At 65.1% G+C, this 12,562-nt stretch carries 12 protein-coding genes; 9 read left to right on the forward strand and 3 right to left on the reverse strand.

What is annotated here, in order from left to right:
• Nucleotides 1-227: 227 nt before the first annotated feature.
• The 5 genes from BN1969_RS12865 (at nt 228) to BN1969_RS12885 (ending at nt 4,286) form a co-directional block, all read left to right on the forward strand.
• On the forward strand, nt 228-1,247 hold the full coding sequence (locus tag BN1969_RS12865; protein ID WP_050624661.1) for an L-threonylcarbamoyladenylate synthase: 1,020 nt from the start codon (nt 228-230) through the stop codon (nt 1,245-1,247).
• Between the two features lie 21 nt (nt 1,248-1,268).
• On the forward strand, nt 1,269-1,742 hold the full coding sequence (locus tag BN1969_RS12870; protein WP_050624662.1) for a hypothetical protein: 474 nt from the start codon (nt 1,269-1,271) through the stop codon (nt 1,740-1,742).
• Between the two features lie 24 nt (nt 1,743-1,766).
• The gene (locus tag BN1969_RS18295; protein WP_050624663.1) at nt 1,767-2,198 is read left to right on the forward strand and encodes a hypothetical protein; all 432 of its coding nucleotides are present in this window, start codon (nt 1,767-1,769) and stop codon (nt 2,196-2,198) included.
• On the forward strand, nt 2,165-2,785 hold the full coding sequence (coaE, locus tag BN1969_RS18300; RefSeq protein WP_157954759.1) for a dephospho-CoA kinase: 621 nt from the start codon (nt 2,165-2,167) through the stop codon (nt 2,783-2,785). The genes BN1969_RS18295 and coaE overlap by 34 nt, the downstream gene beginning before the upstream one ends.
• Nucleotides 2,786-2,873: 88 nt before the next feature.
• Nucleotides 2,874-4,286: an aminopeptidase gene (locus tag BN1969_RS12885; RefSeq protein ID WP_050624665.1), complete on the forward strand. Its 1,413-nt coding sequence runs from the start codon at nt 2,874-2,876 to the stop codon at nt 4,284-4,286.
• Nucleotides 4,287-4,479: 193 nt separating this feature from the next.
• On the opposite strand, the gene BN1969_RS12890 is transcribed toward BN1969_RS12885, so the two are convergent.
• The 3 genes from BN1969_RS12890 to BN1969_RS12900 all read right to left on the reverse strand — a co-directional run bounded on the left by BN1969_RS12890 (nt 4,480) and on the right by BN1969_RS12900 (nt 5,981).
• Nucleotides 4,480-4,770: a hypothetical protein gene (locus tag BN1969_RS12890; protein WP_050624666.1), complete on the reverse strand. Its 291-nt coding sequence runs from the start codon at nt 4,768-4,770 to the stop codon at nt 4,480-4,482.
• Between the two features lie 111 nt (nt 4,771-4,881).
• Nucleotides 4,882-5,433, reverse strand: coding sequence for a uridine kinase family protein (locus BN1969_RS18925; protein ID WP_272867231.1), 552 nt, complete (start codon nt 5,431-5,433; stop codon nt 4,882-4,884).
• A gap of 14 nt (nt 5,434-5,447) precedes the next feature.
• Nucleotides 5,448-5,981, reverse strand: coding sequence for an ECF transporter S component (locus tag BN1969_RS12900; RefSeq protein WP_050624668.1), 534 nt, complete (start codon nt 5,979-5,981; stop codon nt 5,448-5,450).
• A gap of 401 nt (nt 5,982-6,382) precedes the next feature.
• Between BN1969_RS12900 and BN1969_RS12905 the strand changes: the two genes are divergently transcribed.
• The 4 genes from BN1969_RS12905 to BN1969_RS12920 all read left to right on the forward strand — a co-directional run bounded on the left by BN1969_RS12905 (nt 6,383) and on the right by BN1969_RS12920 (nt 12,491).
• Nucleotides 6,383-8,089, forward strand: coding sequence for an efflux RND transporter periplasmic adaptor subunit (locus BN1969_RS12905; protein ID WP_050624669.1), 1,707 nt, complete (start codon nt 6,383-6,385; stop codon nt 8,087-8,089).
• A gap of 13 nt (nt 8,090-8,102) precedes the next feature.
• Nucleotides 8,103-8,798, forward strand: coding sequence for an ABC transporter ATP-binding protein (locus tag BN1969_RS12910; RefSeq protein WP_050624670.1), 696 nt, complete (start codon nt 8,103-8,105; stop codon nt 8,796-8,798).
• Nucleotides 8,795-10,051, forward strand: a complete 1,257-nt coding sequence (locus BN1969_RS12915; protein WP_050624671.1) for an ABC transporter permease — start codon at nt 8,795-8,797, stop codon at nt 10,049-10,051. Before BN1969_RS12910 ends, BN1969_RS12915 begins: the two co-directional genes overlap by 4 nt.
• Nucleotides 10,052-10,169: 118 nt before the next feature.
• Entirely contained in the window at nt 10,170-12,491 is a 2,322-nt protein-coding gene (locus tag BN1969_RS12920; protein WP_050624672.1) for an S-layer homology domain-containing protein, read from the forward strand.
• Nucleotides 12,492-12,562: the final 71 nt, after the last annotated feature.

Here is a 12,562-nt window from a genome sequence, read left to right on the forward strand (position 1 = left end):
TCCGCCCTGCGGGGCGGAATCCATTTGGGGACCCCCTGCCGCCGAAGCCGGGCGGGCCAAGCCCGCCCCTACGCAGGGCGCGGACCCCATAGGGAGACCGGCGGGGAAAACGGGGTCCGACGAAGCAGCGCGCCGGGCCGCTGTGCGCTGCACAGGGGGCACGCCCCGCCCGGATGGAACCCTCGGAAAACGGGCACGCGCCCAAGAGAGATAGGAAGTGGAAAAGGATGGAGACAAAGCGCCTCTCCCAACAGGACATCCAGACCGCCGCGGACCTGCTCCGCGCCGGCGGCCTGGTGGGCATCCCCACCGAGACGGTGTACGGCCTGGGGGCCAACGGGCTGGACCCCGCTGCGGTGGGCCGGATCTTTCAGGCCAAGGGCCGCCCCCAGGACAACCCCCTGATCCTGCACATCCCGGGGGCGGACTGGCTGGAGCGGTACTGCCGGGACATCCCGGCGGCGGCCTATGAGCTGGCCCGGCGCTTCTGGCCCGGTCCGCTGACCATGGTGCTCCGGCGGCGGGACAACGTGCCCGATCAGGTGACGGCGGGGCTGGACACGGTGGGGATGCGCTGTCCCGCCCACCCCCTGTGCCGGGCGGTGATCCAGGCGGCGGACGTGCCGGTGGCGGCCCCCTCAGGGAATACCTCCGGGCGGCCCAGCCCCACCACCGCCGCCCACATGCTGGAGGACATGGACGGCAGGATCGACGCCATTTTGGACGGCGGCCCCTGCTCCGTGGGGGTGGAGTCCACCATCGTGGACCTGACATGCACGCCCCCCCGCCTGCTGAGGCCGGGGGGGATCACCCTGGAGCAGCTGCGGGCGGCCCTGGGGGAGGTGGCGGTGGACCCGGCGGTCACCCGGCTGATGGGGGCGGGGGAGAGGCCCCGGGCCCCTGGGATGAAGTACCGCCACTACGCCCCCAAGGCCCCCGTCACCGTGGTCACCGGGGCGCCGGAGCGGAGCGCGGCCTATATCGCCGCCCACGCCGGACCGGGGGACGGGGTCATCTGCTTTGAGGAGTTCCTGCCGATGTATGCGGGGGGCGCGCGGCCCGTCATGAGCCTGGGGCCGGCGGGGGACAAGGGGGAGCAGGCCCGGCGGGTGTTCGACGCCCTGCGGGCCTTCGACCACACCGCCGTCTCCGCCATCTGGGCCCAGTGCCCGGACAGCGGCGGGATCGGGCTGGCGGTCACCAACCGCCTGAACAAAGCGGCGGGCTTCCACATCGTGGAGGCCTGACCAAGGAAAGGAGCGAGGGTAGTGAAGCGGTCCCACTATTTCCCCTGGATGGGGCTGATTCCCCTGGTCCTGGGGGGCTGCTATGTCTACTCGACGGCCATCCCGGTGGTGGGGACGCTGCTGTTCACCCTGCTTCCCTGGCTCATGGTGCTGACCTGGGCCTGGCTGGGGATGGACTGCGGGCGGCAGAGGCGGCCCTTCTGGCTCAGCCTCCTGGCCGGCCACTGGGGGGTGCTCCTCAGCGTGCTGTGCGGGGCGTGGCAGTTCTGGCTGGTGGACGACGCCGCCCGGAGCATCCCCATCGCCCTCTTCGGCCAGTTTATCTCCGGCGTGGTGCCCGGGGCGATGATGCTGGTCACCCCCCTGTGCATCGTGGACGGAACCTACATGGGCAGCCTGCTGGTGGTGTGGGGAGGCATCGCCTCGGCGGTGCTGCTGATCCTCATTTTCACCGTGTCCTACTGGGTGGGCCGCCGCATCGCCAAGGCCCCCTGACCGGCCCGGAAAGGAGGTGCTTCGATGGAAGAGTACACATGGAAACGCTTCCGGTGGCGTATGGAGCGCAGGCACGCCCGGCGCTCCCTGCTGAAATTCCTCTTCCTCTTTCTCGCGCTGTGTGTCGTGCTGGACGTATGGGGGCCGGGGCAGATTGCCCTGATGGCCCTTCTGGGGCTGTTCGTCCTGTGGCTGCTGGCGCGGTATCTGCGGGTGCGAAACGAGGGACTGGACGGCGACGCAGATCAGCTGATCTATTTCGACCTGCTGGGTCGCATGAAGGCCCTGCCATATTCCCAAATCGGGAGCTATACCAAAAAGCGGAGTTGTGTGGTGATACGGGACCGGGACGGCCGGAGGTTCGCCAAGGTCCGGAAGCAGCTGTGCAGCCCCCGGGAGCTGGAGGAGCAGCTCCGGGAGGCATGTCCGCATTTGAAGTGGGAGGGATCACCATGACTGTCATCGGCATCACCGGCCCTACCGGGGCGGGGAAGACCACCGTCCTGAAGGAGATCGAGGCACTGGGGGGCGCGGTCATCGACTGCGATGCCGTGTACCACGAAATGCTGGAAAGTGATAGAGCCTTACAGGAAAGCCTGGAGAGGGCCTTTGGCCCCCTCCGGGACGGACAGGGGGCCATTGACAGAAAAAAGCTGGGCGCCCTGGTGTTCGGGGACCCGGCCAAGCTGGAGCGGCTGAACGCCATCGCCCAGCGGGCCGTGGTTCAGCGCACCCGGCAGATGGTCAAAGAGAACAGGTCCCGGGGCATCGGCCTGACGGCCATCGACGCCTTCGCCCTGCTGGAGAGCGGTCTGGCCGACCTGTGCACCACCACGGTGGCCGTACTGGCCCCGGCGGAGGCGCGGGTGGCGCGCATCATGGCCCGGGAGGGCATTTCGGAGGACTATGCCTGGGCCCGGGTGAGGGCCCAGCGGCCGGACCAGTTCTTTGCGGAGGGCTGTGCCCATATCCTGTACAACGACTGCGGCACCGCGGAGGAGTTTTCCCGGAAGGCAGAGGAGTTTTTGAAAGAGATCGTGTAGGGGCGCACAGTGTGCGCCCGTGCGCGGCATAATAAGAGAACAATGAGGCGCGCAAAGCGCCCCTGTGAGATCAAAGGAGGACTGTTTTATGAGTGAAGAAAAAGAACTGACCCGGGGCGAGCAGCTCCGCCGGGCCCTGGTCTATGAGCGGAAGAACGGCTGGGACCGGCTGGACGCGGAGGAGGGCGCGGCGCTGGAGGCGTACTGCACCGGCTACAAGCAGTTCCTGGACGCGGGCAAGACCGAGCGGGAGTGCGTGGACCGGGCCATCGCCCAGGCGGAGGCCGCCGGCTTCCGGGCCTATGTCCGGGGGATGGAGCTGAAGCCCGGGGACCGGATCTACCAGGTGAACCGGGACAAGGCCATCATGCTGGCCGTGATGGGCCGGAAAGGCCTGGAGCACGGGGTCAACATCGGGGCGGCCCACATCGACTCCCCCCGGCTGGACCTGAAGCAGAACCCCCTGTACGAGAGCGACGAGCTGGGCTTCTTCAAGACCCACTACTACGGCGGCATCCGGAAGTACCAGTGGGTGACCATTCCCCTGGAGCTCCACGGCGTGGTGGCGCTGAAGAACGGAGAGGTGGTGCGGGTCTCGGTGGGCAACGGACCGGACGACCCCATGTTCACCATCGACGACCTGCTGCCCCACCTGGCCACCGACCAGGTGAAGAAGCCCCTGGGGGAGGCCATCCCCGCGGAGAGCCTGAACATCCTGGTGGGCAGCCGCCCCCTGCGGGACGACGAGGGCAGCGACCGGGTGAAGCTGTCGGTGCTGGAGCTGCTCAACCGGAAGTACGGCATCGTGGAGGAGGACTTCCTCTCCGCCGAGCTGTGCGCCGTCCCCGCCTTCCGGGCGGTGGACATCGGCTTCGACCGCTCCCTGATCGGCGCCTACGGCCATGACGACCGGGTGTGCGCCTATGCCTCCCTGGCCGCCCTGCTCCAGCTGGGCACGCCGGAGCGCACCGCCGTGTGCATGCTGGCGGATAAGGAGGAGATCGGCTCCGAGGGGGTGTCCGGCATGAAGTCCAGGGCCTTCGACACCTTCATGGAGGACCTGTGCCAGAGCCAGAGCGTGCCCCTGCGGGCCTGCTATGAGAAGTCTTTCTGCCTGTCCGCCGACGTGACGGCGGCCTATGACCCCAACTTCGCGGAGGTGTACGAGAAGCGCAACAGCGCCTTTGTCAACTACGGCATGGGCCTGTGCAAGTACACCGGGGCCCGGGGCAAGTCCGGGGCCTCCGACGCCTCCGCCGAGCTGGTGGCCTATGTCCGCCGGGTGCTGGACGGCGCCGGCGTGGTGTGGCAGATGGCCGAGCTGGGCAAGGCCGATCAGGGCGGCGGCGGCACGGTGGCCGTCTTCATGGCGGAGCGGAACATCGACACCCTGGACGCCGGCGTGCCCGTGCTGTCCATGCATGCCCCCTTTGAGACGGTGTCCAAGCTGGACTGCTATATGACCTATAAGGGCATGAAGGCCATCTACGAGGCGGTCTGAGCCCATATGCCCCGTGATACCGGAAAAGGTGCAGCCGATCTTTCGGCTGCACCTTTTCCAATTCTGCTCCACGACGCCCAAGTTCGCTTTGCGGCCCCGGGGGAAGGGCACCCCTGCCGCGCCCGCCCCGCACGGGGCAGGGACACACCGGCAGATCGGGACCTGCGGGGCGGTGACGGGGCTGTTTTCCCGGCTATGTTTTTTTGAAATAAGACCGCAGCAGGACATAGATCGCGACAGCGAGGATCACGGCGGTGATCCCTAAGGAGACGGCCGTTTCTGGATCGCCGGTCTTCCAGTAGTCCCATGCCGCCAGACAGCACAGGACCAGAACACCTGCCCCAAGGACCGCCAATATCCAGACGAGCAGGGTGCCGATCACGTTGACCCACTTTTTCTGACCGCGGGTTTTCGCGGAGTCGGCTCCGAAGAAAATGAAAACTCCCAGCATAAACGCCAGCACGATCACGATGACCCTGTACATCACTGACCTCCTCTTTCCGACCGCAGAAAACAGAAGCTGTTTGATGTCTATTGATGATACGATACCTTGACGCGCTTTGCAAGGCGGAGCTGCAGGGGGATGGGGCGCGTGTCATTGACCGCTCAGCACCAGCTGGCAGCAGTCCCGGACCCGGCAGGCCTGGAAATACCGGTCCTCCAGCGGGACCCACTCCCCCTGGAAGCGGGCCAGCAGCTCCGGCCCGCCCCGGTCCAGAAGGCGGGCGCGCCGCACCGGCCAGGGGGCCTCCAGAAAGATCCGGAGGCGGTAGAAGTCCCGCAGGGCGGGGTGGAGGGCGTAGACCCCCTCCACCAGCACCAGGGGGGCGGGGGAGAGGGACACCGGGGGCCCATACGCCCCGGTATGGCAGCGGTAGGGGGAGAACCGGGCGGGCTCTCCCCGGGACAGGGGGGCCAGGACCTGGTCCCGCACCCGCTCCCAGTCCACATTTCCCCCCGGCTGGGCCAGGCGGGCGGGGGTCTTGCGCGCCGGGGGAAGGAAGAAGTCGTCCATGTGGACCAGGGGGCAGCCCAGCTGCCGGGCCGCCTGGCCGGCCAGGGTGGTCTTTCCCGAGGCGCAGGGGCCGTCCAGGGCGGCCAGCACCCTCCCGCCGCCCCCGGCCAGAGGGGACAGGGCCGCGCACATCTGTTCCAGGGACGTCATTGGACTGGGGAGAGGCGGGCGCGCTGGAGGGAGAGGACCAGAGCGGGGATCAGCACCAGCTGGAGCAGGATGCCGGGGATGGCGTTGAGGACGGCCTCGGTCCAGAAGATGGCCAGGCCGAAGGGGGTGGGGGAGGCCAGGGTGATGAGGGCCCGCACCGCTCCCCAGACCATTCGCCCGCCCACCATGGCCCCTGCCAGAGAGGCATAGACACCGGCGGCGTTTTTGGGCAGGCGGCGGTAGAGCAGCCCGGAGATCAGGCCGTAGGCGGCCAGCTCAAAGGCCATGGAGAAGGCGGTGGGAAAGAATTCGGGGCGGCCCGCCAGCAGAGAGCGGAGCAGGGGGGCGGCCAGTCCCACCCCGGCCCCCCACCCGCCGCCGCACAGAAAGCCGCACAGCAGCACCGGCAGGTGCATGGGCAGCAGCAGATTGCCGATGGCGGGGATGCCGCCGGTAAAATAGGGCAGGACAAGGGCCAGTGCCAGCATCAGGGCGGAGACCACCAGCCGTTTGTTTCGGGCAGAAGACATCGGGGACATACCTCCTGGAGCCGCAGACCGGGCTGCGGCGGGATGAAAATTCCTGCCCCAGAGGCAGGGAACTGGCTTTATTGTAGCGGAAGGAAGAAAATTCGTCAACAATCTCCTGCCAGCTCTGCCCGGAAGAAAAGCGCCCTCGCATCAACTCCAGCCCATCGGCCAGAAAAATTTTTAAAGTCTGGAACATTTTGTGCCCGTTCTTCGTCTAGATAAGCAGAGATACTTTGCCCGGGGCACATTTCTGCAGAAGAGGACGTTTCTTAAGATAATCTTAAAAAATTGTAATTCTTATGTAGTTGCCACCCGGCGGCCCTGGGCATATAATGGACATGCTGGACAGGCTCGCACCTGACCTTGTGCCTGCCCGGCAAAAAACGTAGGAGGAACTTGAAATGCCAGAGATCACCACACCTCAGACCACCGAGACCGCACCCGCACAGACGACTCCGCGGCCTCCGGTCAAGCCCAACGGCGGCCGGAAAAAGAAAAAGATGGTCAAAAACCTGATCATTCTGGCCGTTGTGCTCGCCCTGCTGGCGGCCGGCGGCTTTGCCCTCTACCGATTCCTGTTCAGCACCGGCGGCGAGGAGGGGGAGATCTTCTCCCAGCCCGCCTTCCTCGGCTCCATCCAGAGCAAGGTGTCCGGCAGCGGCACCGCCAAGGCCAAGGAGACCGCCGCCATCACCCTCAACGCCGGCGGCACCGTGCAGGAGGTGCTCATCGCTCCCGGCCAAACCGTCACGGCGGGCCAGCCCCTCTACACCATCTTCAGCCAGGCCGCTGAGGACGCGGTGAAGACCGCCCAGGAGAAGGTGGAGAACCTCTACAAGGACCTGTCTGACCTCCAGGAGGATGCCGCCAACCTGACGATCCGGGCCCCCTTTGCGGGTAAGCTCCAGGACGTGAAGGAGTTCCAGATCGACCAGGACGTGTCCAAGGGCACCGAGGTGGCCACCCTGGTCAACGACAAGCAGCTGAAGCTGTCCCTCTACTTCAGCTACGCCTATGAGGACCAGATCTCTGTGGGCCAGAGCGTGGACGTGTCCATCCCCGCGGTGATGCGCACCTTCACCGGAACAGTGGAGAAGATCAACAAGGTCAGCTACATATCCCCGGAAGGGGCCGTCCACTTTGAGGCCGTAGTGGTCTTTGACAACCCCGGCACCCTCACCGCCGGGATGGACGCCTCCGCCATGCTCACCGCCGGCGATGGCACCCAGATCTACCCCTACCAGAATGGGCAGACCGAGTTCTATGAGACCCGCACCATCGAGGCCAAGGCCAACGGCCCCGTGGTGGGCATGGGCAACCTGCTCGACCACGCCAATGTGGAGGCGGGAGAGGCCCTGCTCTACCTGGGGTCCTCCACCATTGACTCTGACATCCGGGCCAAGCAGTCCGAGATCGAGGAGGCCCAGACTGCGCTGGATGAGGCCTCCAAGGCCCTGGCGGATTTCAACGCTGTGGCCCCGATCGACGGGACCGTCACCTCCTGCACCCTCTCCGAGGGGGCCGAGGTCAAGAGCGGCGACACGGTGGTCATCATCTCCAACACCACCACCATGCTGGTCACCATCACGGTGGACGACCGGAACATCTCCTTCATCAAGCCCGGGGACTACGTGGATCTGGACTGGAACGGCACCACCTATCAGGGCGTGGTCACCGCCATCGACATGGGAAAGGCTGAGAGCGGCAGCGGCATGACCAACTACCCCGTCACCCTGACGGTGGAGAACTACGACGGCTCCCTGATGGACGGGGCCTGGCTGCAGTACTCCTTTGTTACCAGCGAGTCCAGTGACTGCATCCTGGTGCCCACCAGCGCGGTGAAATATGTCTCCGACGCGGATGGAAACCGTCAGGCGGTGGTCTTCGTCAAGCGGGACGCCCGGCCGGACGATGTGCCGGAGCTGGACCTGCCCCAGGTCGAGCCCGGCCAGCAGCGCCCGTTCCCCTCGGAGGAGGACGGCTTCTACCCCGTCATCGTCACCACCGGCATCTCGGACACAGAAAACGTGGAGATCACCTCCGGCGTTCAGGAGGGGGACGAGGTCTTCGTCAACTTCATGGTCACCGATTACAGCTCCGGCTATTGATCGAGGTGCTCTCATGCTGATCGAGATCAAAGACCTTTACAAAATTTATAACGAGGGCAAGGAGAGTGAGGTCCGGGCCCTGGACGGAGTCACGCTCCACATCGACCGGGGGGAGTTCGTGGCCATCGTGGGCCAGTCGGGCTCGGGCAAGTCCACCCTGATGAATGTGCTGGGCTGCCTGGACATCCCCACCTATGGGGAGTACCACCTAAACGGCACCGACGTCACCTCCCTGTCCGACAAGCAGCTGGCCCACATCCGCAACAGGGAGATCGGCTTCATCTTCCAGGGGTATAACCTGATCCAGGAGCTGGATGCCCTGGAGAACGTCACCCTGCCCCTGATCTATCAGGGGGTGTCCGTGTGGGACCGGGAGGACATCGCCATGGAGGCGCTGGAAAAGGTGGGCATGGCGGAGCGTGCCCACCACCGGCCCAGTGAGATGTCCGGCGGCCAGCAGCAGCGGGTGGCCATCGCCCGGGCCATCGCCACCCATCCCCCCATCATCATGGCGGACGAGCCCACCGGCGCTCTGGACTCCAGGACCGGCCGGCACGTACTGGAGATCCTCCGGGGCCTCTACCGGGAGGGCACCACCATTCTTCTCATCACCCATGACGATGGCATCGCCGCCACCGCCCGGCGGGTGGTGCGGCTGTCCGATGGAAAGATCATCGCGGACCACGCACAGGAGGTGGATTGGGAATGAATCTGTGGCAGGCTTTCAAAATGGCCTTCAAGTCCATCTCCATGAAAAAGACCCGGTCCTTCCTCACCATGCTGGGCATCATCATCGGCGTGGCCTCGGTGGTCATCATGGTGTCCGTGGTCCAGGGCCAGAACCGGCAGACCATGGAGATGTTTGAAAAGCTGGGCGACAACAAGATCACCGTACAGGCCTACGGCTACTACGACACCAACAATGAGACCTCCCAGAAGCTGTACGATTACTGCCTGACCATGAGCGACCTGGTGGAGGGGATCACCCCTGATGTGGAGATCAACGAGACCGCTACAGTCCAGTATGGAGCGAAAACCATTCGCATCAATGACTGGAACAACGGGAACTACGACTGGCAGACCGCCATGCACATCAAGCTGGGCTCTGACCAGTACGGGGTGTGCAACAACTACACCCTGGCCGGCGGGCGGGAGATGTCCTACCTGGACGTGGAGAAGACCAACGCCGTCTGCGTCCTGGGGGCCGGCGCCAAGGAGGCCCTCTTCGACTTCACCGATCCGGTGGGGGAGTATATCACCATCAACGGACAGCCCTTCAAGGTGGTGGGCTACTATGAGGCGGTCGATCTGGAGGGGTGGAACGAGCTGGACAATATCATCGTCCTGCCCTACACCTTCAACCGCTCCATGAACAACAATTACAACATCGACAGCTACGTGGTCAAGGCCAAGAGCGCCCAGGCCACTGTGGAGGCCATGACAAAGCTGGACGCTTTCCTGAACGGTTTGTTTCCTATGAATGCTGACGGAAACCGGGACAACGGAAGCTTTTACGTCAACAGCAACAACAGCAGCGCCGAGCAGGTCCAGTCCCAGAGCAACATGCAGTCTCTGGTGCTGGGCGCCATCGCCGGCATCTCGCTGCTGGTGGGCGGCATCGGCATCATGAACATCATGCTGGTCACCGTCACCGAGCGCACCCGGGAGATCGGCATCCGCAAGGCCATCGGCGCCGAGCGCAAGAGCATCATCGCCCAGTTCCTCATCGAGGCGGCCATGATCTGCAGCATCGGCGGCCTGATCGGCATCGCCATCGGCTATGTGGGCACCATGGTGGCCGGAAAGCTGCTGCTGTCCACCACCACCGATGTGCTGCTCCCCAGCCCCATCATCACCCTGGGGGCCTTCCTCTTCTCGGTGGCGCTGGGCGTCATCTTCGGCATGTACCCGGCCGTCAAGGCCAGCGGGCTCCAGCCTGTGGTGGCCCTGCGGGCCGAATGAGGGACCTCACCATCCTTTTGTGCGCTCCTTCCCGGCAGGGAGGGGAGCTCCGGAAGGTAGAGATTTCCCAGGAACACAAAATGAAATTGGAGATCAGAGAAAGACAGGAGATATGAGTATGAAATTAAAACGGATCCTCGCCGCGCTGCTGACGGCGGCGGCACTTCTCTCCCTTGCCCTGCCGGCGGCGGCCTCCGGCGGCTCCTTTTCCGACATCAACGACCACAGCACTGCCGTCAACGTGGACGTGCTGCGGCTGATGGGTGCGGTGTCCGGCGACAGTGACGGCACCTTCCGCCCCAACGATGTGCTCACCCGGGCCCAGTTCTGCACCATGCTGGTTGGACTGCTGCGGCAGCAGTCCAAGGTGCCCATGTACACCACCCGCACCATCTTTTCCGATGTGACTGCCTCACACTGGGCCAGGGGCTACATCAACCTGGCCGCCTCCATCACGGTGGGAGGGGCGGGTTCCGGCTCCGGCTCCTCCTCTGAGGGCGGAGAGGGGACTCAGGCCCAGACCAGGCTGATCTCCGGGCGGGGGGACGGCACCTTCGCCCCCGACGAGAAGATCACCTTCGCGGAGGCGGTGACCATCCTGATCCGGCTGCTCTCCTACGATGAGACCGACGCCGGAGCCGTCTGGCCGGAGGGCTATCTGAACCTGGCCAACTCCCTGGGGCTCACCGACGGGGTCTCCCTTGCGTACAGCGCCCCCATCACCCGGGCCCAGACCGCCCAGCTCTTTGTCAACACCCTGCGGTGCAAGACGGCCTCCGGCCGCCCCTACTACGAGACCCTGGGCGCCTCTGTGAAGGAGAAAGTCATCCTGCTGGACGCCAACGCCACCGCGGAGGACAACAATTCCGAGGGCGCCATCCGCACCTCGGATGGGACCTATCTCCCTGCGCAGGAGGGCGTGGTGCCCTCCGCCCTTCAGGGACGCCGGGGCGTGCTGGTGCTGGACGACAAAGACCGCATCGTCACCTTCCTCCCCGACGAGACCGCCTCCGTCACCGTGACCCTGTCCGGCGCCGCCCAGCCCACCTATCTCACAGGCACCAACGGCACCCGGTACAACATCGACGGCGACACCCCGGCCTATACCTCTTCCAAGGAAAACCCGGTGACCACCTATGAGAAGCTGTATCTGGAGCTGCGCTCCGGCAGCCAGGTGACCCTGTACACCGCGGACGGCAAGGTGGTGGGCCTGTACTATGGCTCCTCCGGCGCCTCCACTGACGCGGTGGTGGTCTCCGGCACCGCCACCGAGGCCATGTTCCACCAGCTCACCGGCGGCGCGTCCAACTACACCATCGAGAAGAACGGCCAGACCATCACCATGGCTGATATCCAGCCCTATGACGTGGTCACCTACGACAGCGTGGCCAATAAGCTGATCGTCTCCGACCTGCGGCTGCCCTGCGTCTACGAGAGCGCCGAGCCCAACCCCAGAGCGCCCCAGAAGATCACGGTGCTGGGACACGAGTTCACCGTCCTGGAGAGCGCCCTGGAATCCATCCAGAGCTTTGACGTGGGCAAGACGGTAGTCCTGCTTCTCACTGCGGACGGCAACGTGGCCGGCATGGCGGGGCCCGGAGCCAAGACCCGTTCCACCGCCATCGGCCTGGCCGAAGGCAGCTCCGTGAAGGTCTTCCTCCCCGCGGGGGGCACCATCGAGCTGAAGAGCTCCTCCAGCCTCTCCGACAGCGTGAAGGACCAGCTGGTCACGGTCTCCTCCTCCAAGGCGGGAGTCATCAGCGCCAGCCGCATGTCTGACCGCTCTGTGGGCGGCGTCTTCGACCTCCAGAAAATGACACTGGGCAGCTATCCCGTCACCGCCGGCGTCCACGTCTTCGAGCGGGTCAGCGGCAGCACGGTGGTCCAGCTGGAGCTGGCTGACATCCAGGCCCACTCCATCCCCGGCGACAAGATCGCCACCTATCACCTGAACTCCTCCGACATGGTGGACTTCATCATCCTGGAGGGCGCCACCGGCGACGCCTATCAGTACGGCCTGTTCTTCTCCGACACCAGAGAGGTCGAAGGAGATGAGTCCGGCAAGGTCTCCTATGTCCGCACTCTGCGGTTCGAGAGCCCGGAGGGCACCACCAGCTTCTCCAATGTGGGCTACATCGGGGACAACGGCGTCCCCGGCGGCATCGCGGTGGACGGCGACGGCAAGCTCCGCTCCCGGGTCACCCTGGAGGCTGTGGAGGGCGTGTCCCGCAGCGACTTCTTCGTCAGCAACGGCGCCTCCTACGTCAACGCGGGCGGCAAGGTGTACCAGGTGTCCAACAAGGTGGCCTGCTACAACACCACGACCAAGGTCTGGTTCACCGGCGATGACCCGCTGTATCAGATCCGCGCCTACTCCGACGACCTGACTATCTACGTAGACCCCTACGGCGAGAAGGTCCGGGTCATCACCACCCAGTAAGCACACCCTCTGTCCAAAACAGGGACCGGGAGGCCGCACGGCCTCCCGGTCCCACTGCTTTTATTCAGGAA

The sequence above is a fragment of the Clostridium phoceensis genome (assembly GCF_001244495.1).
Lineage (GTDB): Bacteria > Bacillota > Clostridia > Oscillospirales > Oscillospiraceae > Lawsonibacter > Lawsonibacter asaccharolyticus.

Coding starts and splice junctions, on each gene's coding strand:
- BN1969_RS12865 (WP_050624661.1), top strand. CDS start 228: ATGGAGACAAAGCGCCTCTCCCAACAGGACATCCAGACCGCCGCGGAC.
- BN1969_RS18295 (WP_050624663.1), top strand. CDS start 1,767: ATGGAAGAGTACACATGGAAACGCTTCCGGTGGCGTATGGAGCGCAGG.
- coaE (WP_157954759.1), top strand. CDS start 2,165: ATGTCCGCATTTGAAGTGGGAGGGATCACCATGACTGTCATCGGCATC.
- BN1969_RS12885 (WP_050624665.1), top strand. CDS start 2,874: ATGAGTGAAGAAAAAGAACTGACCCGGGGCGAGCAGCTCCGCCGGGCC.
- BN1969_RS12890 (WP_050624666.1), bottom strand. CDS start 4,770: ATGTACAGGGTCATCGTGATCGTGCTGGCGTTTATGCTGGGAGTTTTC.
- BN1969_RS18925 (WP_272867231.1), bottom strand. CDS start 5,433: ATGTGCGCGGCCCTGTCCCCTCTGGCCGGGGGCGGCGGGAGGGTGCTG.
- BN1969_RS12900 (WP_050624668.1), bottom strand. CDS start 5,981: ATGTCTTCTGCCCGAAACAAACGGCTGGTGGTCTCCGCCCTGATGCTG.
- BN1969_RS12905 (WP_050624669.1), top strand. CDS start 6,383: ATGCCAGAGATCACCACACCTCAGACCACCGAGACCGCACCCGCACAG.
- BN1969_RS12910 (WP_050624670.1), top strand. CDS start 8,103: ATGCTGATCGAGATCAAAGACCTTTACAAAATTTATAACGAGGGCAAG.
- BN1969_RS12915 (WP_050624671.1), top strand. CDS start 8,795: ATGAATCTGTGGCAGGCTTTCAAAATGGCCTTCAAGTCCATCTCCATG.
- BN1969_RS12920 (WP_050624672.1), top strand. CDS start 10,170: ATGAAATTAAAACGGATCCTCGCCGCGCTGCTGACGGCGGCGGCACTT.